General features: G+C 45.0%; 21 protein-coding genes. 9 read left to right on the forward strand and 12 right to left on the reverse strand.

Annotated elements, in window-relative coordinates; translation table 11 throughout:
- The first annotated feature begins 79 nt into the window (after positions 1 to 79).
- On the forward strand, positions 80 to 424 hold the full coding sequence (locus AAEU32_RS00935) for a ribonuclease E inhibitor RraB (RefSeq protein ID WP_421968668.1): 345 nt from the start codon (positions 80 to 82) through the stop codon (positions 422 to 424).
- A gap of 48 nt (positions 425 to 472) precedes the next feature.
- Here the strand turns inward: AAEU32_RS00935 and radD are convergent, their stop codons facing one another.
- The 3 genes from radD to AAEU32_RS00950 form a co-directional block, all read right to left on the reverse strand.
- The gene (radD, locus tag AAEU32_RS00940) at positions 473 to 2206 is read right to left on the reverse strand and encodes a DNA repair helicase RadD (protein ID WP_421968669.1); all 1734 of its coding nucleotides are present in this window, start codon (positions 2204 to 2206) and stop codon (positions 473 to 475) included.
- Between the two features lie 44 nt (positions 2207 to 2250).
- Positions 2251 to 2556 carry an H-NS family histone-like protein gene (locus tag AAEU32_RS00945; protein WP_421968670.1) on the reverse strand — a complete coding sequence of 102 codons (306 nt, stop codon included), beginning with the start codon at positions 2554 to 2556 and terminating at the stop codon, positions 2251 to 2253.
- Positions 2557 to 2742: 186 nt separating this feature from the next.
- The gene (locus tag AAEU32_RS00950; RefSeq protein ID WP_421968671.1) at positions 2743 to 2952 is read right to left on the reverse strand and encodes a cold-shock protein; all 210 of its coding nucleotides are present in this window, start codon (positions 2950 to 2952) and stop codon (positions 2743 to 2745) included.
- A 353-nt stretch (positions 2953 to 3305) separates the two neighbouring features.
- Here AAEU32_RS00950 and AAEU32_RS00955 point away from each other — a divergent pair, with 353 nt between their 5' ends.
- Positions 3306 to 3851 (forward strand): DUF4136 domain-containing protein, encoded by a 546-nt coding sequence (locus AAEU32_RS00955; protein WP_421968672.1) that lies wholly within the window; start codon positions 3306 to 3308, stop codon positions 3849 to 3851.
- 23 nt (positions 3852 to 3874) lie between these two features.
- Here the strand turns inward: AAEU32_RS00955 and AAEU32_RS00960 are convergent, their stop codons facing one another.
- A complete protein-coding gene (locus AAEU32_RS00960; RefSeq protein WP_421968673.1) occupies positions 3875 to 4123 on the reverse strand; it encodes a YkgJ family cysteine cluster protein in 249 nt (82 codons plus the stop codon).
- A gap of 128 nt (positions 4124 to 4251) precedes the next feature.
- Here AAEU32_RS00960 and AAEU32_RS00965 point away from each other — a divergent pair, with 128 nt between their 5' ends.
- Both AAEU32_RS00965 and AAEU32_RS00970 read left to right on the forward strand, forming a co-directional pair.
- Complete coding sequence (locus AAEU32_RS00965) at positions 4252 to 5424, forward strand: efflux RND transporter periplasmic adaptor subunit (protein ID WP_421968674.1); 1173 nt, start codon at positions 4252 to 4254, stop codon at positions 5422 to 5424.
- Positions 5425 to 5426: 2 nt separating this feature from the next.
- A complete protein-coding gene (locus tag AAEU32_RS00970; RefSeq protein WP_421968675.1) occupies positions 5427 to 8585 on the forward strand; it encodes an efflux RND transporter permease subunit in 3159 nt (1052 codons plus the stop codon).
- A gap of 292 nt (positions 8586 to 8877) precedes the next feature.
- Here the strand turns inward: AAEU32_RS00970 and greA are convergent, their stop codons facing one another.
- The 4 genes from greA to dapB form a co-directional block, all read right to left on the reverse strand.
- The gene (gene greA, locus AAEU32_RS00975; RefSeq protein ID WP_421968676.1) at positions 8878 to 9354 is read right to left on the reverse strand and encodes a transcription elongation factor GreA; all 477 of its coding nucleotides are present in this window, start codon (positions 9352 to 9354) and stop codon (positions 8878 to 8880) included.
- Positions 9355 to 9403: 49 nt separating this feature from the next.
- Positions 9404 to 12622: a carbamoyl-phosphate synthase large subunit gene (gene carB, locus AAEU32_RS00980; RefSeq protein ID WP_421968677.1), complete on the reverse strand. Its 3219-nt coding sequence runs from the start codon at positions 12620 to 12622 to the stop codon at positions 9404 to 9406.
- Positions 12623 to 12640: 18 nt separating this feature from the next.
- The gene (gene carA / locus AAEU32_RS00985; protein WP_421968678.1) at positions 12641 to 13777 is read right to left on the reverse strand and encodes a glutamine-hydrolyzing carbamoyl-phosphate synthase small subunit; all 1137 of its coding nucleotides are present in this window, start codon (positions 13775 to 13777) and stop codon (positions 12641 to 12643) included.
- Positions 13778 to 13985: 208 nt separating this feature from the next.
- A complete protein-coding gene (gene dapB / locus AAEU32_RS00990; RefSeq protein ID WP_421968679.1) occupies positions 13986 to 14789 on the reverse strand; it encodes a 4-hydroxy-tetrahydrodipicolinate reductase in 804 nt (267 codons plus the stop codon).
- Between the two features lie 355 nt (positions 14790 to 15144).
- Between dapB and AAEU32_RS00995 the strand changes: the two genes are divergently transcribed.
- The 3 genes from AAEU32_RS00995 (at position 15145) to efpL (ending at position 17957) form a co-directional block, all read left to right on the forward strand.
- The gene (locus tag AAEU32_RS00995) at positions 15145 to 16458 is read left to right on the forward strand and encodes a Na+/H+ antiporter NhaC family protein (protein WP_421968680.1); all 1314 of its coding nucleotides are present in this window, start codon (positions 15145 to 15147) and stop codon (positions 16456 to 16458) included.
- 95 nt (positions 16459 to 16553) lie between these two features.
- Positions 16554 to 17348: a nucleoside-binding protein gene (locus AAEU32_RS01000; protein WP_421968681.1), complete on the forward strand. Its 795-nt coding sequence runs from the start codon at positions 16554 to 16556 to the stop codon at positions 17346 to 17348.
- 42 nt (positions 17349 to 17390) lie between these two features.
- A complete protein-coding gene (efpL, locus tag AAEU32_RS01005) occupies positions 17391 to 17957 on the forward strand; it encodes an elongation factor P-like protein EfpL (RefSeq protein WP_421968682.1) in 567 nt (188 codons plus the stop codon).
- A 49-nt stretch (positions 17958 to 18006) separates the two neighbouring features.
- Here the strand turns inward: efpL and AAEU32_RS01010 are convergent, their stop codons facing one another.
- A complete protein-coding gene (locus AAEU32_RS01010; RefSeq protein ID WP_421968683.1) occupies positions 18007 to 18549 on the reverse strand; it encodes a hypothetical protein in 543 nt (180 codons plus the stop codon).
- A 14-nt stretch (positions 18550 to 18563) separates the two neighbouring features.
- Complete coding sequence (locus AAEU32_RS01015; RefSeq protein ID WP_421968684.1) at positions 18564 to 19358, reverse strand: M48 family metallopeptidase; 795 nt, start codon at positions 19356 to 19358, stop codon at positions 18564 to 18566.
- A gap of 229 nt (positions 19359 to 19587) precedes the next feature.
- On the opposite strand from AAEU32_RS01015, the gene AAEU32_RS01020 reads away from it, so the two are divergent.
- Positions 19588 to 20778 carry a multidrug effflux MFS transporter gene (locus AAEU32_RS01020; protein WP_421968685.1) on the forward strand — a complete coding sequence of 397 codons (1191 nt, stop codon included), beginning with the start codon at positions 19588 to 19590 and terminating at the stop codon, positions 20776 to 20778.
- 33 nt (positions 20779 to 20811) lie between these two features.
- Here AAEU32_RS01020 and grpE read toward each other — a convergent pair whose 3' ends face one another.
- Positions 20812 to 21399 (reverse strand): nucleotide exchange factor GrpE, encoded by a 588-nt coding sequence (gene grpE, locus AAEU32_RS01025; RefSeq protein ID WP_421968686.1) that lies wholly within the window; start codon positions 21397 to 21399, stop codon positions 20812 to 20814.
- A gap of 59 nt (positions 21400 to 21458) precedes the next feature.
- Positions 21459 to 22403: an HrcA family transcriptional regulator gene (locus AAEU32_RS01030; RefSeq protein ID WP_421968687.1), complete on the reverse strand. Its 945-nt coding sequence runs from the start codon at positions 22401 to 22403 to the stop codon at positions 21459 to 21461.
- Positions 22404 to 22491: 88 nt separating this feature from the next.
- Between AAEU32_RS01030 and nadK the strand changes: the two genes are divergently transcribed.
- Complete coding sequence (gene nadK, locus AAEU32_RS01035) at positions 22492 to 23376, forward strand: NAD(+) kinase (protein WP_421968688.1); 885 nt, start codon at positions 22492 to 22494, stop codon at positions 23374 to 23376.
- Positions 23377 to 23447: the final 71 nt, after the last annotated feature.

Genomic DNA, 23447 nt, shown 5'->3' on the forward strand with positions numbered 1-23447 from the left:
AAATTTTTATGTTCAGCTGCTTTTTATTTGTATCAAGATATTAGACAATTCAGCCAACAATGATTAAATGAGAAAAACCATGCAATTTCCTGACGATGATACGGGTCAAATACTGCAAGAAATGCACGCGCAGGGTGTCGATTTGACACAAGTTCATACAGTAGATTTCTTTTTGTTATTCGAACAGCAAGCCCACGCGCAATCGTATGTTGATGCCCTTAGCAGCGCAGAAGTCAATCCAAACACCGAACTAACGACCTGCCCTGACACAGGTGTTTTTGAGGTAAAAGCTAGCGTCAGCATGGTGCCGCAGTATGAACTAATTTGTAACATGGAAGCCTATTTAGAAAGCCTCGCGGATAAGCATAACGGTTATGGCGATGGTTGGGGCATTCTTGATGACGCAACGCCGGATAACGCCTAAAGTATCAAATCCCTGATAGCAATCAGCCGAGCACTATGCTCGGCTTTTTTAATGCATTTGATTCGCTTTACGAAAGCTTCCTTGATAGTCAAAGAGTTTATCGCTTATCTGCCAGCCATACTTTTTCGATTTTTTTGCTATGACAAAGTCAGGCCACACCAGTAAGTGTTGTGATTCTATGACTTGCTGCGCATTTTGCCACTGTGTGAGACCCTTTACATGATGACGTGAGCCATATTGACGATTAAATAATGCTTTCACCTTGGCATTAGATAAGTCATAGAGTTCATCAACGCTCGCACCATCTTCATCATAATACGTTATTTTTAGCTTCTTCGTGGCCGTTAACTCGCAGCTTAAGCCACTACAGCGTATTACCAGTGCTTCGGTTAGGTTTAGGGCTTTACGCAGCTTATCATCAGGGTCAACAAGCTGCAGAGCGCAGCTGTGACATTGCCGAGCGGCAATGTCGTTTTGTTCAAAACACCCTGGGCACTCTTTAAACTTAAAGCGAAAATCACATTGTTGGGATTGCTCATCATCCTTAAGTAAGCCTTTGCAACGACGACCGTAGTGCTCAATCACATTACCCTGTGCATCTTTTTTACCCCAGAATAAATTAGCAAAACCACACCCTGGACACATAACTTGCACTGGCTCACTATTTGGATCTGGTCGCTTAACTCCCACCTCTGGATAGTGCAAGTCAAAACCATTACCAGCGTAATCAATGACCAAACACTCGCTTTTTCCGTCACATAAACGCAGTCCACGACCAACAATTTGTTGATAAAGGCTCACCGACTCCGTTGGTCGCAAGATTGCTATAAAATCAACATGAGGCGCGTCAAAACCAGTGGTTAACACCGAAACATTCACTAAATATTTAAAAGAGCGCTGTTTAAAATCATTGATAATAGTATCGCGGTCACTACCTGCAGTGTCTGCAACGATGATTCGCGCATCATCACTTGGCAAGTAAGACAGTATTTCTTTGGCATGCGCAACCGTCGCAGCAAATATCATGACCCCTTGGCGTGTCTGAGCTTGAGCTATCACATCGGCCATAATCGCCTTGGTCGCCCGTGTGGAATTGGCAAGCAAAGTATTTACATCGCCCTCACTAGGACGTCCGCCAAACAGTAACGACGAAAAATCATAGTGTGTCACCGCCGCGTCAATAACACGAGGTTTAGTTAAATAACCTTTGTTGATTAAATAACGAAGTGGTAACTCGTATATACACTCACTAAAGGGAGCATCTTCTTTACCCTTTACAAAACCATGATAGTGACGATGGTATACCCACCCTGTTTCCAGTCTGTATGGCGTGGCGGTAAGCCCAAGAACCTTTAACGATGGGTTATGCTTTTTTAGCGCAGCGATTACTTTTGCATACTGGCTATCACTGTCGTTACTAACACGGTGGCACTCATCTATAATCACCAGTGAATATATACGCTGAAGTTTATCTATACTGCGTGCGAGTGATTGAATACTGGCAAACGTAACTTGCTCACAAAGATTTTTCTCATTGAGGCCTGCAGAATATATTCCGGGTTTTAGTCCCATTTTTTTAAACTTATCGGCATTTTGTTCAACAAGTTCTTTAACATGAGTGAGTACCAGTATAGGGTGACGTGCCAAACGCGCTAGCTCAGCAATGACCAAGCTTTTGCCAGCCCCTGTAGGTAAAACAATGACAGCCGAGCGTTGGCTTCGGCGAAAATGTGAAAGCGTATTATCTACCGCTTGTTGTTGATAGTCTCTGAGTGTATACACAGCTGACACCCATAAATAAAGGGCCCATTAACGGGCCCATTGTATTATTTAGCAAGATATTTTGTAAGGTCAACGTCTTGAAAGGCACGAGGGCGCTTACCTCGACCTGACCATTCAACAACTTTACCTTCAAATTCACGGCGATACTTAGGTTCTACCTTTGCGCGTTTATCTTGTTTAACATCAACGATGTCATCCACACTGAGCCCTTTCTCCTTCATCAGCTTTAGAACTTCCTGTTTCGCTTTTTCTTGCTGTTGCTGATTATCGAGCGCAGTGTTGAGAATACTAATTGCTTTTTCTAACTCATTAATTGAAGCCGATTTGGCAAATGCTCTGATTTCTCTCACTGTGGTCTCTTATATATAAAATGTGGAGATAAAATAATAATAGATGTTATTAAATATATCAAAGTGAATATATTAATGATCAAAAAAGAAGATTATTAAGGGATGTTATCGCAGGAGGGGGAGGTAAGAGTGAAGCCTAGCTGGCCTCACTCATTATTCGCTCTTGTCAAAAGAGCAAACAAGGAATTAAACCGGAGTTACGTTTTCCGCTTCTGGTCCTTTTTGGCCTTGCTTGATACCGAAAGATACCTGCTGGCCTTCGCTTAGAGTGCGAAAACCTGAGCCATTGATTGCGCTGAAGTGTACAAATACGTCAGGACCGTTTTCTTGCTCGATGAAGCCAAAGCCTTTTGATTCGTTAAAAAACTTTACTTTACCGCTTACTTGTTGTGACATACTAAATTGTTCCTGTAAGTCAAAATTACCATTGCCTAAAACTAGGCGTTATCCTCCCTGAGCCAATGTCGCTGCCGCAAGGGTCAGGTACAGGACTAAAGGCACATTGGCTAACTAGTCGCACATGCAGCGTTAGCCGCACAAAACCGTCACATTAAACGAAATAACTCAAAGCATGGACAGACTAACACATTAAAACGTAATTAGCTTTAATTTATTTTGTTTTCAAAAATAAGACTAATTACTCTAAATTATAACGTGTCGATTCATGTTCATTTTTATCTAATATTGAAAACATTATGGTATGTTACTAACAGGATTAGACTCTGCACCCAGTTTATAAGGAGCAAACAATGAAACAACTACTAGCCGCAAGCTTGCTTGTGCTTTTGAGTGCATGTGCATCAAGCCCTGATTATGATTATGACAAATCGGTTAACTTCACAGAATATAAGACGTTCGCTTGGTTCCCAAACGCCACATTGGCAAAAGGCGCTACCAATTATCAAATTAGTGAGTTGATGGAGCGTCGCGTTCGCCAAGCAATCAGTGATGAGCTAACCGCAAAAGGAATGACCTTCACCGATGCCGCAAACGCAGATATTTTAGTGAATTATCACGCCTCGGTTGAAAGCAAAGTTGATGTCGACACTTTCTCCACAGGATACAGTGCACGTTGGGATTACTGGGGTATTAGTCACAATGTGCAAACTACAACTCGAGAATACAAAGTGGGCACTTTAGTTGTTGATGTAATCGACAAAGCCAGTAATCAGCTGGTTTGGCGAGCAGCAAATGAAGGACGTTTGAAAAAGAACCAAACTCCCGAAGAGCGCACTGCAGCTGTGCAAGAATCTGTTGCCGAGATCCTCAGTCACTACCCTCCGCAAGCACAATAAACAAGTGCAATAAAAAGAGGCGCTTACGTAAGCGCCTCTAATTGTGTAATTCGCCACATTGCTTGAGCATTGTTTGCACCACATACATCCTCTGTTGCAACAAATTCTAAACAAACTTTCGGTCTAGATGGGTCTCCAAACAATTTACACAAATTATTTGTGTCTAATTGAACACAGCGTTCACCCGCCTTTTTGCCCTCAGGCATTCCCGGTATAGGGCTGCTAATACTAGGCGCAATGCAGCATGCGCCACATCCTAATCGACAATCCATAAAGCCCCCCTGTGCCAACAAAGGCCGTGATTTTAACACATTACATGCTTTGTTACATATTACACATACCTATAAACATCCTTATCGCTACTATTACGCTGTCATCGATTCATACAGGGAGCTACATTGTGGCTAGCAAAAAACAAGTATTACTACCAATAGGCGCTCTAGCAGTGGCAATTGCACTGGCTGCTGGGTTTTCATCAATGAAAAAACCACCCGTTAAAAAAGAACAAGAAGTGGTTGCCCCCCTTGTAGAGGTTACACCAGTAAATTTAACTGATATCACCATGCAGGTTCACTCATATGGTGAAGTTATGGCGCAAGAGCAAACCGAACTGGTTGCTCAAGTATCCGGCCAAGTTGTAGAAATTGCCGAACAGTTTGTTAAAGGTGGCTTTGTTAAAGAGGGAGACGTATTAGTACGTATCGACCCTAATGACTACGAAGCTGCACTCATTGAGGCCCAAGCAGGTCTTGCACAAGCACAATCTGCGCTTGAAATTGAACAAGCGCAAGCTCATGTTGCCAAAACTGAATGGCAGCGTATTAAAGACAATGCCAATGCAGTCATCCCGTCTGAGTTGTATTTACGTAAACCTCAGCTTGCTGAAAAGCTGGCGAAGTTTAAAGCTGCACAAGCACAAGTAAAGCGCGCAAACCGCAACTTAGAGCGCACCTATATTCGCGCTCCATATGATGCGCTAGTCACTGCAAAGAAAGTGAGCCTAGGTAGTGTTGTAAACCCAGGTAACATGCTTGGACAAATCGATGCCACTAGCATTGCAAAGGTTCGCCTTCCAGTTGCTAACAAAGATATGCAGTTCCTCGTCGATGGTGGCGTAGGCGCTAAGGTCACCTTAACGGGTGAAATTGCCGGTAGCACACACACTTGGCAAGGTGAGATTGTACGCAACGAAGGTATTGTCGATAAGCGCTCACGTATGACTTATCTCGTAGCCTATGTTGAAAACCCTTATGAGCAAGTACAACCGCTGCGCTTTGGTGCCTACACCAATGCCACTATTGTCGGTCAACACATTACCAATGCAGCTGTGGTACCCAGTCATTTAATTAAAGATAACCGCATCGCCCTTATCGACGAAGAAACAAAACTGGTGTTCTCAAGCCTCGCTGTGATTCGTGAACAAGATGGTATGGCCTATGTCACTGCGGGCTTAGAAAGTGGTCAACAAGTTATCACCTCTGCCCTTGAGTACCCAACTGAAGGAATGCAACTACGCCTTGATGATGAGCCTGCTCAATCGACAATGACGCAGCTTGCGCTTAAGGAGGACTAAGCATGACCCATACTAGAGAAAAAGGCTTAATAGCATGGTTTGCACGCAACCCAGTTGCAGCAAACTTGCTTATGCTGATCATCCTTGTAGGCGGGATATTGACGGCATTTTCAATTCGCAAGCAAGCATTTCCACAGTTTGAAAGTAATTGGTTGAGTGTACAAGCGGTATACCCTGGTGCAGCGCCACAGGAAGTGGAAGAAGGCATCACCATTAAAATTGAAGAGTCATTGCAAGGTCTTGAAGGTATTAAACGTCATATCACTTACTCCAACCGTAGCTTCTCACAAAGCTGGATTGAAGTAGAGGAAGACTATGATGCACAAGAAGTGCTTGATGAAGTCAAAATGCAAATCGACTCAATCTCTAGCTTCCCAGCTGAGATGGAGCGCCCAAATATTCGCCGTGAGAAGTTTACGCAAGAGGTCATGATTCTCGCACTTTACGGGGATATGAGTAATTTCGAACTCAAGGAGTTAGGTAACAAGCTCCATGACGAAATGCGCGCCTTGCCAAACGTAAACCTCGTTGAGTTTAATTCGGGTCTCGACTACGAAATCAGCATTGAAGTGAGCCCAGACAAACTTCGTGAATATGGTTTGACCTTCCGTGATATAGCCAGCGCCGTGCGTAGCTTCTCAGCCAATATGTCTGCCGGTCAAATTCGTTCAAGCAACGGTTACATCTCAATGCGTGTTGAGAAACAAGCGTATCGTGGCGATGAGTTTGAGCGCTTACCTCTAATTACACTAGATGATGGCGCTCAAGTTTTCTTGGGCGATGTAGCCACGATTAACGATGGCTTTGAAGAAGGCCTACAGTACTCAAAATACAATGGTAAAAACTCGCTAATTTTTGAGGTTAAGGCGTCAAAAGATCAAGATATTACGCACATTGCTGATGTCATGGACGGCTACCTTGAGCGTAAACGTTCAGAGCTGCCGCAAGGGGTTAAACTTGAGCCAATGGTAGACTTAACCTACTACCTCGAAGGTCGTCTCGATATGATGATCGAGAACATGCTTTGGGGTGGCATTTTGGTTATGCTTATGCTGGCGCTGTTCTTACGTATTCGTTTGGCTTTTTGGGTCATGATGGGATTACCAGTATCTTTCCTTGGTGCCTTTTTATTCATGCCCGTAGGGTTCTTAGATATCACTATCAACCTCGCATCTCTGTTCGCCTTTATCCTCGTATTAGGTATTGTGGTAGACGATGCAATCGTTGTTGGTGAATCAGCTCACGCAGAAATTGAAAAGCATGGCCACAGCCTTGATAACGTAGTACGTGGTGTTAAACGCGTAGCCATTCCTGCTACCTTTGGTGTACTTACCACCGTTGCTGCATTCTTACCTCAAGCACTCGCCACAGGGCCAGGTGCGGCATTCTCAAAGGCCATCGGTGGGGTTATTATCCTATGCTTATTATTCTCGTTGGTTGAGTCAAAACTGATTTTGCCTGCTCACTTAGCAGCAATGAAAAATACGCCTCCTAATCCGCGTAACCCACTACATAGATTACGTAACACATTCGACTCAGGCTTAAAGTACTTTATCGAATCTGTTTACCGCCCTGCGGTTACTAAGTGCATTCACTATCGCTACACTGTGATTGTAACTTTCATAGGCATTTTGATTGTTAGCGCAGGTTTATTCGCTGGCGGCCTAATTAAATTTATCGCTAACCCAAAAATCCCACATGACTTCCCAAGCATTCGTATTGAAATGAACCTTGCTTCTTCTGAGCAAGCAACATTAGAAACTGCGAAGAAAATTGAGCAAGTAGTCATGGATGTAGAAAAAGTAATCGAGCAACAGTACGGCGTGCCAATGGTTAAAGATATTTCTTTAAACATGCAAGGACGCACGAATGCGCGATTAATGATGGTGCTTGTTGAACCACACCTACGCCCCATGGACACCTTTGCATTGAGTGCATTGTGGCGCGATAACATGCCGCCACTACCAGGTCTAAAATCAATGACAATCAACGATAGCATCATGAATGGTGGTGGTCGTGATGATGGTGATATCAGCTTCCGCCTTGAGGGTTCTGATGCCAAACAGCTTAAAGAAGTGGCCAACAAGCTCAAAGAAAAGTTATCAACCCTCAATGGTGTGGGTGATATCAACGACTCAATGCAAAGTGCTACGGACGAAGTACAGCTTGAGCTCAAACCTATCGCTTACAGCCTAGGCCTGACCCTTGCCGATGTAGCATCGCAAGTAAACTTTAGCTTCTATGGTCTAGAAGCGCAGCGAATCTTGCGTGATGGTGAAGAACTGAAAGTAATGATCCGCTACCCTATCAATGAACGCAACTCAATCAGTGAAATTGATGATGTACGTATCATCACCCCTGCTGGTGCAGAAGTACCGCTTGCAGAAGTGGCCACAGTGAACCTTGTTGACGGCGTGAACCGTATTCGCCGCGAAAACTCTAAACGCACTATCAATGTTTGGGCGTCTGTTGATACTAACCAAGCCCAGCCTTTTGAAATTGCCAAAGAAGTACGCGATGAATACCTACCATCACTACTTAAAAACTACCCTGGCGTTCAAAGTAGCGTCTCAGGACGAGTACAAGAAGAAATGGACAGCGTCGCTGAGCAAATCCGTGATCTAGTATTGTCACTGATGATCATCTTCGCACTATTGGCCATTCCACTGCGCTCATATTCACAACCACTGTTGATTATGTCGGTCATTCCATTTGGTATTGTCGGTGCAATCTACGGTCACGTAGTCATGGGTATGACCATGAGTAGCTTATCGTTCTTCGGTATCATTGCCGTAGCAGGTGTGGTTGTAAACGACTCGCTAGTGATGGTGGATTATGTGAATAAAGCGCGCGCAGAAGGTATTAGCATCAAACAGGCGGTAGTAGAAGCAGGTTGTAAACGCTTTAGGGCGATTATCCTTACCTCTGCCACAACCTTTATCGGTCTTGTGCCTATTATCATGGAAACAAGCCTACAGGCACAAATCGTTATCCCAATGGCTGTATCATTGGCATTCGGTGTCTTGTTTGCGACTGTGATTACACTCGTGTTAATTCCTTGCCAGTACGTAGCTTTGGAAGACGCCAAACGCGGTATACGTAAGCTTTTCGGTAAAGCGCCGAAAGTAGAGGCAATACCGGAAGCAAAGCAGCAAAGTTAAGTACCTAAATATTTATCCCAACCAAAAAAGCCTTACGCAAGTGAGGCTTTTTTATGTGTGCTTGGTGAATTAGTTACGAGCAGAAATACGCACATATTTTCTCTAACCTGCAATAGACGTCATGACAAAAATTTTCAGGCTTTAGCCTGACTCACAATAAGTTATAGCCCAGAAAAATTTATCTGACGGAGTAATTATCTACACAGCTAGGAATTTCAGTAGTTCAAAGCTAAAGCCATAAAAAAAACCCGCCGTTAGGCGGGTTTTCAAATTCAATAAAGCCAAATACAGATTAAATGTACTCTACTTCGATGATCTCATATTCCACCGTACCATTTGGGGTATCGATGTTTACACTATCATCTACTTCTTTACCAATCAGGCCTCGTGCGATAGGCGAGTTTACAGAGATTAAGTTGCTCTTAATATCTGCCTCGTCATCGCCAACGATGCGATACGTTACTTCTGCATCGGTATCTACGTTCACAATCGTCACTGTTGCACCAAAAATAACCTTACCATTGTTAGGCATTTTGGTGACGTCGATGATTTGTACGTTAGACAATTTCGCTTCAATTTCTTGAATACGTCCCTCACAGAACCCCTGTTGCTCACGAGCCGCATGGTATTCAGCATTTTCTTTTAAGTCACCGTGTTCACGCGCTTCAGCAATATCAGCGATGATCTTTGGACGAGTGACAGTTTTTAATTCGTTTAACTCTTCACGCAGTAACTCTGCACCACGTGTAGTCATTGGAATCTTTTGCATAATTTTCCCATTAGCAGCAAGCCGCAGCGCTGTGCTGCGGCTCAATCGCTTAGTTAACTCGTTGGTGTAACTCTTGAACTGACGACACACTACCACGGTCATCTGCTGTGTTTGCTGTACAGTTAGCAAAGGCAGCATTGAGTGTTGTTGTGTAGTTAGTCTTATGCATTAGCGCGCCACGGCGTAACACTTTTGAGTCTTCAATTGCTTGACGACCTTCTGTGGTGTTTACGATGTAGCTGTACTCACCGTTCTTGATGCGGTCAAGGATATGAGGACGACCTTCAAATACCTTGTTTACGCGACGAACTGCGATACCTGCATCTTCAAGTGCCGCAGCGGTACCTGATGTTGCGTCTAGTTCAAAACCTAATTCGATCATGGTCTTAGCAAGCTCAACGATGCGTGCTTTGTCACCATTTCGAACCGATAGTAACGCGCGACCACCACGTGGTAAAGCATTACCTGCACCAAGCTGGGCTTTAGCGAATGCTTCAGCAAACGTATCACCCACACCCATTACCTCACCCGTTGAGCGCATTTCAGGGCCACGGATCGGGTCAACACCTTGGAACTTAGCAAAAGGAAGTACCACTTCTTTTACGCTGTAATAAGGAGGAATGATTTCTTTAGTTACACCTTGGCTTGCCAATGATTGACCCGCCATACAACGTGCCGCTACTTTAGCCAGCGCAACACCGGTTGCTTTTGATACGAACGGCACAGTACGCGCAGCACGAGGGTTAACCTCGATAAGGAAAACCTTGCCATCTTTTACAGCGAACTGAGTATTCATCAAACCTACTACACCAAGTTCAAGGGCCATATTGCGTACTTGTTCACGCATAACGTCTTGAATTTCTTGGCTAAGGCTATGTGCTGGTAGTGAACATGCTGAGTCACCTGAGTGAACACCTGCTTGCTCGATGTGCTCCATAATACCGCCGATGATAACGTCAGTACCGTCACAGATAGCGTCAACGTCCACTTCAATGGCATCGTCTAAGAAGCGGTCAAGCAGGACTGGCGCTTCGTTAGAAGCAGATACCGCTTCTGTCATGTAGCGACGTAAGTCGTCTTCATCGTAAACGATTTCCATCGCACGACCACCGAGTACGTAAGAAGGACGCACAACCAGTGGGAAACCAATCTCTTTAGACTTAGCAACTGCTTCTTCAAGCGAAGTTACTGTTGCGTTTTCAGGCTGAAGTAGGTTCAAACGGTCAACCATTTGCTGGAAACGCTCACGGTCTTCTGCACGGTCGATTGCATCTGGAGAAGTACCAATTATTGGCACGCCGTTCGCTTCTAGTTCACGTGCAAGTTTAAGTGGTGTTTGACCACCATACTGCACGATTACGCCTTTTGGCTTTTCAACACGCACGATTTCAAGTACGTCTTCAAGCGTGATTGGTTCAAAGAACAGGCGATCAGATGTGTCGTAGTCAGTAGAAACCGTCTCAGGGTTACAGTTAACCATGATAGTTTCATAGCCATCTTCACGCATCGCAAGCGCCGCGTGTACACAACAGTAATCAAATTCGATACCTTGACCGATACGGTTAGGACCACCACCGATCACCATGATTTTCTCTTTGTCAGACGGCGCCGCTTCACACTCTTCATCATAGCTTGAGTACATGTATGCTGTATCTGAGCTAAATTCTGCCGCACACGTGTCTACGCGCTTGTATACAGGCAGGATTTCAAGCTGGTGACGCTTCTTGCGGATTTCTGCTTCAGACACACCTGCAAGCTCTGCAATACGCGCATCCGCAAAACCCTTGCGCTTCAAGCGACGCAAGAATTCTTCAGTAAGACCCGCAAAACCAACTTCTTCAATCTGTTGCTCATCTTTGATGATGTCTTCGATTTGAACTAGATACCAACGGTCAACCTTAGTTAAATTGAATACGTCCTCAACGCTCATACCGTGGCGCATTGCATCAGCAATGTACCAGATACGCTCAGCGCCTGGCTCTCGAAGTTCGCGGGTGATCTTCTCAATAGCGCCCTTCTCACCTACAGGTAAGATTGGGTTAAAGCCTGTCGCGCCCACTTCTAGGCCGCGAAGTGCTTTGTGCAGTGATTCTTGCTGGTTACGGCCAATCGCCATCACCTCACCCACTGACTTCATTTGCGTCGTTAGACGGTCATTTGCGCCAGCAAATTTCTCAAAGTTGAAGCGTGGGATCTTAGTTACAACATAATCGATCGATGGCTCGAACGATGCAGGCGTTGCACCACCTGTGATATCGTTTTGTAGCTCGTCAAGCGTGTAACCTACAGCAAGTTTCGCCGCGATTTTTGCGATTGGGAAACCCGTCGCTTTTGACGCAAGTGCTGATGAGCGAGATACACGTGGGTTCATCTCGATAATAACCATACGGCCTGTGTTTGGACACACACCAAACTGAACGTTTGAACCACCTGTCTCAACACCGATTTCACGCAGTACTGCCATCGAGGCATTACGCATGATTTGGTATTCTTTATCTGTTAGGGTTTGTGCTGGTGCTACAGTGATTGAGTCACCTGTGTGTACGCCCATTGGGTCGAAGTTTTCAATCGAACACACGATGATACAGTTGTCGTTTTTGTCGCGAACAACTTCCATCTCGTACTCTTTCCAACCGAGTAAGCTTTCGTCAATAAGAAGCTCATTGGTTGGTGATAAATCTAGACCACGAGTACAGATTTCTTCGAACTCTTCCATGTTGTAAGCAACACCACCACCGGTGCCACCCATGGTGAAAGAAGGACGAATGATACATGGGAAGCCAATACGTGAAAGCACGTCGTGCGCTTCTTCCATTGAGTGTGCGATTTCAGCACGCGGACACTCTAGGCCGATATTTTTCATTGCCGCGTCGAAACGCTCACGGTTTTCCGCTTTGTCGATTGCATCCGCAGTTGCACCGATTAGCTCAACACCGTGTTTTGCCAACACACCGTGCTTGTCTAAATCAAGCGCACAGTTCAATGCAGTTTGACCACCCATTGTTGGTAGCACTGCATCTGGCTTTTCTTTTTCAATAATTTTTTCAACAACTTCCCAGTGAATTGGCTCGATGTACGTCGCATCTGCCATTTCTGGGTCAGTCATGATTGTCGCAGGGTTCGAGTTAACAAGAATAACACGATAGCCTTCTTCTTTAAGCGCTTTACAGGCTTGAGCACCTGAGTAGTCAAACTCACAGGCCTGACCGATTACAATCGGACCCGCGCCTAAGATAAGAATGCTTTGAATATCATTACGTTTTGGCATTTTTACTCCGGTCTCAAATTAGTTAGATTGCGCTTGCATTAGTTCGATAAAGTGATCGAACAGTGGCGCTGCATCGTGTGGGCCTGGGCTTGCTTCAGGGTGACCTTGGAAGCTAAACGCTGGCTTATCGGTACGATGAATACCTTGCAATGTGCCATCAAACAGAGACTTGTGCGTAGCACGAAGATTCTCAGGCAAGCTTGCTTCGTCCGCCGCGAAACCGTGGTTTTGTGCTGTGATCATTACAACATTGCGGTCAAGGTCTTTAACCGGGTGGTTACCACCGTGGTGGCCGAACTTCATTTTTACTGTTTTCGCACCTGAGGCCAGTGCCAATAACTGGTGACCAAGACAGATGCCGAAAATTGGAATATCTTTTTCTAGGAAGGTTTTAATCGCTTCAATCGCGTAAGTACATGGTTCTGGGTCACCAGGGCCATTTGAAAGGAAGATACCGTCTGGGTTAAGCGCCAGCACTTCTTCTGCACTTGTTTGCGCTGGAACTACTGTGAGCTTACAGCCACGGTCAACCAACATGCGTAAGATGTTGCGCTTCACACCGAAGTCATAAGCAACAACGTGGAATTTTTCATCTTCTGGCGCTAGGGTTTTGAAACCTTCGCCTAATGTCCAGCTTGTTTCACGCCATTCAAACGATGACTCAGTACAAACTACTTTGGCTAAATCCATGCCTTTTAAGCCAGGGAACGCTTTTGCAGCTTCCAAAGCTTTGCTTTCGTCAATGTCATCACCAGCAATGATACAGCCATTTTGAGCACCTTTATCACGAAGGATGCGCGTCAACTTACGTGTATCGATATCAGCGATACCTAAAATGTTGCGTTCCTTAAGGTAATCACTCAATGATTGTTCATTACGGAAATTACTCGCTAGCAGTGGCAAATCGCGGATCACTAGGCCTTTTGCCCAGATTTTTCCAGCTTCTTCGTCTTCGCTGTTAGTGCCCGTGTTACCAATGTGCGGGTAAGTCAGGGTTACGATTTGTTCCGCATATGATGGATCAGTAAGAATTTCCTGATAACCAGTCATCGACGTATTGAATACTACCTCGCCTACTGACATGCCGTCAGCGCCGATTGCAGTACCGCGAAACACTGTGCCGTCTTCTAGGACTAACAGAGCGGATTTAGTCAAGTTAACCTCCTAACAGTAAAAAACGGGAGTAAAATTGCGACAGATTTACTACCCGTTTAGCGCGTTTTAATTAACGCGATATGAAATTTTGGCAAATTGGCGATATTCTACACGAGAGTAGGTCAAAGATCTAATTAAAAATCAATAAACGCTAAAAACAGCACCTTTAACTCAAAAAAAGCACCAAACTCTCAAAAATGCACATTTACTAGCCCAAATCAAGCACATCTTGCATGGTATAAAAGCCAGCTTGTTTATTTTGCACCCACTTTGCAGCCCTAACAGCGCCTCGCGCGAAGGTCATTCTAGAGCTTGCTTTGTGTGTTAATTCAAGCCTTTCTCCCATTAATGCGAAATAAGCTGTGTGTTCGCCAACAATATCACCACCTCGAAGCACCGAATAACCGATTTCCTTTTGGCTTTTAGCCTGCTCACTTTGTGAGCGTTCATAAACTGCCACGTCATCATGTTGCCACCCTTTGGCATGGGCGATTGCTTCACCAATCGCCAGTGCCGTCCCAGATGGCGAATCAATTTTATGGCGATGATGACCCTCAAATATCTCAATATCGACATCATCCCCAAGTTTGGTTGCCGCCGTTTGCACCAAATCAAGTAATAGATTGATGCCCACACTGTAGTTACGTGAAAACACAATTGGGATATGCTTTGCTGCTTCATGCAAACGCTGCATTTGCGCATCATCCAACCCTGTTGTGCCAATGACCATTGGAATATTATTAGCCACCGCAATATCCAGATGATTTAACATCCCCTCTGGCAGGGTGAAATCAATGAGTACATCAGCACAGCTAGTGTCGGTTAAACTCGTAAACGTCAAAGCGTGATCTGCTAAGCCTTTAACTAAAGTGTTTACAGGTAGCCCAACTAATGGTGAGTGCGCGCGTACAAATGCGCCTGCTAAGTGGCTATCTTCTTGCGCATTGCCTGCCTCTAATAGCGCCTGCCCCATTCGACCATTGGCACCCAGTATCCCCAATCCAACACTCATAGTAATCCTCAAATATTAGTTCATATTCTTATAGTGCCAATGCTATCGCAGATAAGCGCAGGGCGCGAGCAACTAACCTGTGATTAAATTCATGACCCTCAATGTTTTTCACTTTAGTCAATGGGGTATTGTGAGCGCATTAGATGTTGCTGCTTTTTTATGCTACAAAATGAAAAACTATAACAATTACATCATCACCATAGACTTTAGCCATCCATACGTTTAAACTTCCCGAATTGGCGCCGATTTGGTCTTTGGCTTGCGGGCGCGTGTGATGACGAGGTGTTGCGGTCATTACGTAATAAATGCAGCTAAAAGAAGTTTTTGGCTGTTGGTGATTTTATTTGAGGTATTCATGCAGCCTAACTTTAACGCTACAACAGCGAAACTCTCGCTCCTCCCACTACTTACTTTCGTTGCACTCTTTCTTGGTACTGGTCTGTACTTGCAAGCGCAAGGCGTCGATTATGCGTTTTACCAACTTCCTGCGCCCGTAGCGATTTTGCCGGCGATTTTTATCGCGTTTTTAGTCAGTAAGCAAAGCATCAATGACTCAGTAGAAACGTTTGTGCGCGGCGCAGGTCACAGCAACATTATTACTATGTGCCTTATTTATTTACTCGCAGGTGCATTCTCAGCCGTTGCCACAGCAACGGGTGGCGTGGACGCGATTGTTAACGCTGGTTTATCCTTTATTCCGCCGAGCTTTTTATTACCTGGCTTATTTTTAATTGCCGCGGTGGTGTCAACGGCCATGGGGACATCTATGGGAACCATTGGCGCAATTGGGCCAATCGCGCTCGCTGTATCGATGAAAACGGGCATTGACCCAGCACTGATGGCAGGCACCATTGTTTCTGGGGCCATGTTTGGAGACAACTTATCTATTATCTCTGACACGACCATCGCTTCAACTCGCACCCAAGGCTGTGAGATGAAAGATAAATTCCGTGAGAACTTAAAAATTGCACTTCCGGCTGCTGCGCTTACGGTTGCCTTACTTGTGTACTTAACGCCTGAGCCACAAGCCGTTGAAGTGAGCGACTTTGACTGGCTATTAATACTGCCTTACTTCTTCATTTTGGTACTGGCGGTCATGGGCTTAAACGTGTTTGTTGTGCTTTTCAGTGGTATTTTATTTGCTGCATTGATGGGCTTTACAGGCGCGTACGAAGGAGCTGCCTTTGTCAAAGATGTGTATACGGGCTTTGCCAATATGCAGGAAATATTTTTGCTATCGATGTTTATCGGCGGGTTGTCTGAATTCATTCGCCGTGGCGGTGGCCTTGATTTCCTAGCGCGCAAAATTCAAGCATTCACTAAATTGATTGCCAAATTTAACCGTCAAGTCGCTGATCAGATAGGTATCGCGTTGTTAGTAATGACCTCAAACCTGTGCATCGCTAATAACACTGTGTCTATTATTGTTGCAGGACCTGTGGCTAAAAAGCTGGCTGAAGATGGTGATATTTCTCCAAAACGCTCTGCGAGTCTACTCGACATCTTCGCGTGTGTGATGCAAGGTGCTCTACCTTATGGCGCGCAAGCACTGCTGTTGGGCGCAACATTTAGTATTAGTCCGTGGGAAGTATCAACCTCTGCATTTTATTGCTTCATCTTGGCTGTTACTGCGGTGGCGATCATCATTTTACGTCGCCATAAAGTCTAACACTCCAAATTCATTGAATTCTTTTGAGCAGTGGCGGCGCCAAGTCGCCATCTGCTATAATTCGTACCGACTTTCCTTATATTTAAAATCTTGATATGACATTCAATAAATCATCTGTATTTGCTGCGGCATCAATTGCTGCAAGCGCACTTGTGGGCAGCGCTCAGGCTGCAACCTGGAGTAAAACTCAACTGCACGTTAATTACGGTGAGTTTAAAAACCCATTCACTAAAGCTGAAGCCAACACCAGCAACTTTTCGTTGCAACACGCTTCAGCATACAGCCTAGGCGATAACTTTTTCTTCATCGATATTCTTAATGATGATGTTGAAGATGGCTATCAAGACAGCGATTTCTATGGTGAGTGGTACACCAACTTTAGCTACAGCAAAATCAGTGGCAACAAAGCGCAACTAGGCCCTATTAAAGATGTTGGTTTCGTCATGGGCTTTAATGCTGCTGGCGATGCCAATGTGATGAAATACCTTCCTGGTATCAAATTCGACTGGCAAGTAGAAGGCTTTGATTTCGTCTCAACCCTTGTGACTGCGTATATTGATGATAACGATGGTATTAGCTCAGGCGGTGCGCCGAGAGAAACCGATAGCTGGATGATAGACCTCGCATGGGGCGCGCCATTTAGCCTTGGTGAACAAAAGTTCTACTTTACTGGCCACGTTGAGTACATCGATGAGCGTGAAAACGAACTTGGTGGCAAAGTGAAAAGCTGGATTTTGGCGCAGCCAATCCTTGAGTGGGACATGGGTCACGCATTTGATATGCCAGAGCAAACCTTAATGCTAGGTGTCGAGTGGCAATATTGGCATAACAAACTGGGTACCAACACAACTGAATCTGTGCCGCAAATCCACTTGGCTTGGACCTTTTGATCAGGTAAGTTAAGGCCGACAAAATTTAAAGGAAGTAAGACTATGCCTAAGGCTAGCGAAATTAAAAAACATGCTGCGATTGATTATAACGGTCGTGTAATGATTGTCCGTGATATTGAGCGCTCTGTGCCTCAAGGTCGCGCAGGTGGCAGCTTATACCGTATGCGTATGTACGATGTCGTAGACGGCGGGAAGGTTGACGAAACCTTCAAAGCTGAAGACAACTTAAACTTGGCGGATCTGCAACGCCGTCCGGTGATGTTTTCATACGTAGATGGTGATGAATACATTTTTATGGACGAAGAAGACTATACACCTTACCACCTAAACAAAGACAGCATCGCTGAGCAACTATTGTTCATTGATGAGTCAACCAAAGGTGTTCAAGCTGTGCTTGTTGAAGGGCGTCCTGTTTCTGTAGATTTACCGTCAAGTGTTGAGTTGGTAATTGCAGACACATCTCCGTCTATCAAAGGTGCATCAGCCAGTGCGCGTACCAAGCCTGCAACACTTACAACGGGTTTAGTTGTACAAGTGCCTGAGCACATCTCAAGTGGCGACAAAATCAAAATTAACACCGCTGAGAGCAAGTTCATTAGCCGAGCTTAATACACCTGTGTTACACAGAACAAAAAAGGTGAGCAAGTGCTCACCTTTTTTATTTACACGCTAACTGCACATTACTGGCATCTGCCAAAGCATAGGGTTCGCTTGAAAAAAAGTACCATTGCTCACCCTTCTTTGCCACATACGCCCCTTCAAAATATGGACGGCGCATTAATTCAATAAGTGAATAGAAGCCCAGTGTTTCTTTACACAGTAAATAAACAGTGTGTGTTTTTATTTGCTGTTCTTGCGAGGTCATTACCGTAAATTGACCAACAGATTGATAGTTTACTCGCGTGTCTATCACACTTTGTCGCCCAGCGAACAACAACAGCACATGCACAGCACACATCAAAGCAACAAACTGCATGGCCATAGTCGCAAAGGGCGTGCAGTTCAGTTTTGGTACTGCCCACCATAAAAACCCAGTAATGATGGCCATCACTAATAACTTAATGAGGTTAAATGTCGGTATGATACTCGCCATAAACTCAGGGCTATACCATTGCACACCAAACACCGGTACCGCCAATAAGCTATCTAAGGTGAACGCTGCTCCTAAGAGCAGCGCAGTGATGACCCATCGTCTGAGCACTGTTATCTCCTACATTAGCGACACTGAGGTCGATTACCCTTATTGTAGGCGTCTTGATAGAGTGCATTGGCACTAGCCATGCGTTTTTGTAAGTCATTAATTCGACTCGAAGGTGATGGGTGGGTAGACAAAAATTCGGGTGGCGTCGCGCCCCCGCTTTGCGCCATATTTTGCCAAAGTGCCACTGATTGCTGAGGCTCAAAGCCAGCTTTTGCCATGAGCTCTAACCCCACTTCGTCCGCCTCACTTTCATGAGTACGGCTAAATGGCAACACCACGCCATACTGTGCGCCTAAGCCCAATGCCGCCATAATTTCATTGCGATAGCCAATCTCACCCATATCCATTGCCACAGCGCCTAGCTGCATACCGGTTTGCAACATCTGACTTTGTGATGCTCGTTCATTTGAATGTTCTGCGATCACATGGCCTACTTCGTGACCAATGACACTTGCTAATTGGTCCTGATTTTTAGCAATTTTTAACAGCCCTGTGTGCACGCCTATGTAACCACCTGGTAAGGCAAAGGCATTGGCGGAATCTTCTTCAAACACCACAACTTCCCATTGCTGTTGTGCATATTTTTGTGGCAACACTGAGATCACTGCATCTGCAATACATTGAACGTATGCGTTGGTAGCACTATTAGTATTAATTTTTTGCTTTTGTTTCATATCTGCAAAACTAGCCGCACCCAACTGACTCATTTGACTATCGGAGTACAAGGTGACTTGCGTGCGCCCTGTTGGTGACGTTTTACATCCTGCAATCACGGCGGCGGCCGCTAACGCTAACACTACTTTTTTCATTTTTGTTCCCAATTTGCTTCTGTTTTGTCTAGGATAACAAACCAAGCTTTCCTCGCCTAGCAGATGTTAAAGCTTGATAATTAACATAAAGTTAATCTCATATCGCTACTGTGCATTTTAAACTGATGCTATAGTGATTATCTAAGCCTGAATACACTTTTCACACTCATCTGTGCGCTCGCTTAGACTCTGCACTTCATCAAATTTAGAAGATTATTTGTCTATGTCCATGGAAGAAAGAAGAACGCCCAGTCGGCGTTTACTGTTGCCCCTGCTGGCAAGCATAGTCGCGATTACGCCGCTAGCTGTTGATATGTATTTACCTGCCATGGTGCAAATTGCTAATGACTTGGGCGCAACCATGCCCCAGGTGCAGATCTCATTGAGCGTATATCTTGCTGGATATGCACTGGGAATGCTGTTCTTCGGCCCCATCGCCGATCAAATGGGTCGACGCCGGTTAGCGCGCATTGGTCTTGGGTTATTTGCTCTGTGCTCAATTGCATTGGCATTTTGCCAAGATATCTATCTGTTTTGGGGGCTAAGGGCACTCCAAGCATTCACCGGGGCTGCTGCTACAGTAGTCGTACCCGGCATAATTCGCCATATATACCAACAAAACACTGCCAAAGGCATGAGCTATGTATCAATGATCATGATGGTCGCACCGCTGGCGGCACCTAGTATCGGCTCACTCATTATGGGCTTGGCACAGTGGCAGGTGATCTTCTTGGTGTTGGGATTCTACGCGCTATTTATTTTAGCTTGGGTGCAAAAGCACCTCATAGATATCCCGATTTACCGCAGTGAAAAACGCGGCTTGAAACTGTTTTTTGAGAGCTATGGGGTCATTTTAAGCGAGCCTAAAGCACGAGCAGACATTCTTAGCTCAATGTTGGTGTCGTTTGCATTCTTTTGCTTTTTAACCTCCGTGCCCTTCATATATCTGGACTATTTTTCAGTCTCTGAACAGTTATTTGGCGTGCTTTTCGCGTTTAACGTGATAGCGCTCATGTTGGGTAATTTTATTAATACCCGTGTCGTGCCCAAAGTGGGCTCACGAAAAATGCTGTTTTACGGGCTCACATTAGCGATAGTGAGTGCCAGCGCCTTGATGCTAGTGAGTACCTTGGAAATGTCGTTGTATTACATTGTATGGAGTATCGCACCGTTGATGATGAGTTTGGGGATCATCGCCTCAAACGCAGATGCGCTTATTTTAATGGAATTCGAACGTAATTCAGGCACCGCAACAGCGGTGATTGGTACACTAAGATTCGGTAGTGGTGCATTTGTAGGGCCGATTTTAGCGCTCGTTCATCCTGAAAATGCCATAACCTTCTCCACTATGATGTTCAGCGCAGTCATTCTCACAGTCGTAGCACAACTGTGGCATCACAAAAAAAATGCCCACTCGTAAGTGGGCATTTCTCATTTAATCACAAATAGCTGATTATGGAGCCTTAGACACCATGACCATCGCTGGACGAAGTAGACGGCCGTTTAACGTGTAGCCTTTTTGCATCACTGCTAAAACAGTGTTAGGTGCAACGTCTTCGCTCGGTTGCATACTCATCGCTTGATGTAGCTCAGGATTGAAAGCTTCACCTTGCGGGTTTACAACTTCAACATTGAACTTGGCTACAGCATCAACAAAGCTTTTCGCTGTCATTTCAATGCCTTCAATTACAGGAGCAATTGCGTCGTTTTCTTTGTCGGCAAATTCGATAGCGCGTTCAAGGTTATCAATGACAGGGAGTAGCTCGTTCGCAAACTTCTCAAGTGCAAACTTATGTGCTTTTTCAACGTCTTGTGCTGCACGGCGACGAATGTTTTCAACTTCTGCAGCTGCACGTACAACACTGTCTTTCTGGTCTTCAATAGTTTGCTTAGCAGCTTCTAACTCAGCGTGCAGAGCGGCTAGTTCTGCTTCAACACTTTGCTCTTGTTCTTGCTCAGGTGTTTGTTCTTCTTGCACCTGCTCAGCTTGCGCTTCTACTGTTTCTTGCTCGTGTTCGTTAGTCTGTTGTTGCTCAGACATAATTCTATTCTCCAAAAACTGCGTAACTGCGAATCATTATGGGGGTGGATTTTCTCGATTCAAGAGTCTACATCACCGATTTGTGCAAATTCTTGAATGATTGCCTCAATTGGCGCTGACTTTGGCAAAATTACGCAAAATCGACTCTGATATTCGTGATTTGCGAAATAGGCCAAACTAAAGACTAAAAAAGGTTCGTACCCTTGATGTGATAACTCGTCGCCAAAGAGTACAGACACGCCGTTGCGAAACGCTAACTTGTCCTCAATCATGTGCAAAAAGCGCACACCAATATTAAATTCTTGCTCAGGTTGGGCGTAGGTATACAGGTTGTTTTCACCCACGACAATACTGTTGTCACTACCTAACTTACTCGCTAATTCGCGCGTCCATTGTGCCAGTGAACCATGGCAAAAATACGGGGCTGTTCGACTCATCGCTTTCATTCTATGCATACCCTCAATGAGGTTCTGCTGTGCAAACACTGAGTTTAACCAGGTGGCAAACTGATAACGAATTTCATCATTTGCCTCTAAGGGTTTGGTGATCAGAATATTGTGTCCCTGACCTTGGCGATCGAGGAGTAACACCAACCAATGTTCACGGTCAAAATCAAGTACTTCAACCCTAAACACTACTTGTGAACTCACTTGCGGCAGCCCCACGCAACAGCACACCTTATAACGCTGTGCCAAATGATGAGCAAACTCAACTAACTTGGCTTGCGGTGGCTGCCAGTATTGCCCAAGTTGCTGGAGTTGAAAATAGGACTCAAACCACAGATTGAACCCTGCTTGAGTTGGGATCCGCCCGGCAGAAGTGTGCGGCGAGTAGAGTAAACCGAGTTTTTCTAGGCGCGCCATCGCGTTGCGCACTGTGGCACTGCACACTGCCATCCCTTTTTGTTTGGCAATGCGCGACGAAGCGACCGGTAGCCCTTGGCCGTCACAGTATAAACTCATTACAGCAGAGAAAATCTGCTCATCACGTGGAGATAATTTCATATTGTTATAATTTAGGCTCTTTGCCTCAGTTTCAACCCCACCATTTTTGCGTTAATCTATAGAGAGTTAGATTACACATGGCACAGATATGAGCGCTCCATTTAAAACAATTGGCTTAATCGGTAAAGCAAATCACGAAGGCGCGGCGCTGACATTACAACGCCTTTACGCCTTTTTGCAAGCTTTAGGTTATGACGTGCTTGTTGAGCGCCATTACGGTGGTCAGTTGGCGAACCCTGAAGAGGCAACGCTAGTAGACCTCGTCGAGCTTGGCGAAAAAGCTGATTTAGCGATTGTGGTTGGCGGTGATGGGAATATGCTTGGCGCTGCGCGGGTGCTAGCGCGCTTTAATGTTGGTGTAATTGGTGTAAACCGCGGCAACTTAGGTTTTTTAACAGACTTAAATCCAGATGGGTTCGAAGCAGCACTCGAACAAGTGCTCAGCGGTAAGTACATTGAAGAAAAGCGCTTCTTATTGGAAGTGGAAGTATTTCGCCATGCAGAACTTAAAAGTGCTAACTCAGCGATGAATGAAGCCGTGCTTCACGCTGACAAGGTTGCTCACATGATAGAGTTCGAATGCTTTATCAATGATGACTTTGTGTTTTCACAAAAATCTGACGGTTTAATCGTATCGACGCCAACAGGGTCAACCGCCTATTCGCTCTCCGGTGGTGGTCCTATTCTCACCCCTGGCCTCAATGCCATGGCGCTAGTGCCAATGTTTCCCCATACCCTGTCTAGCCGCCCTCTTGTGGTAGACAGTGACAGTATTATTCGTTTACAGCTGTCTTTAGAGAATACTGATAGCCTTCAAGTAAGCTGCGACAGTCATGTGGTATTGGCAACTTTACCTGGCGACGAAGTGGTCATAAAAAAGGCTGAAAAACCGCTAAGGCTCATTCACCCAACAGATTATTCTTACTATAACGTATTGAGACAAAAGCTAAATTGGGGCTCTCGACTGTACTGAGCTCTGATGCAAAAGCAAACTACAAATATAAACAGCACCTTAGACGTGAGTGTGAAAAACACCTATTTTAT

This window comes from Pseudoalteromonas maris (genome assembly GCF_049257235.1).
Taxonomy (GTDB): domain Bacteria; phylum Pseudomonadota; class Gammaproteobacteria; order Enterobacterales; family Alteromonadaceae; genus Pseudoalteromonas.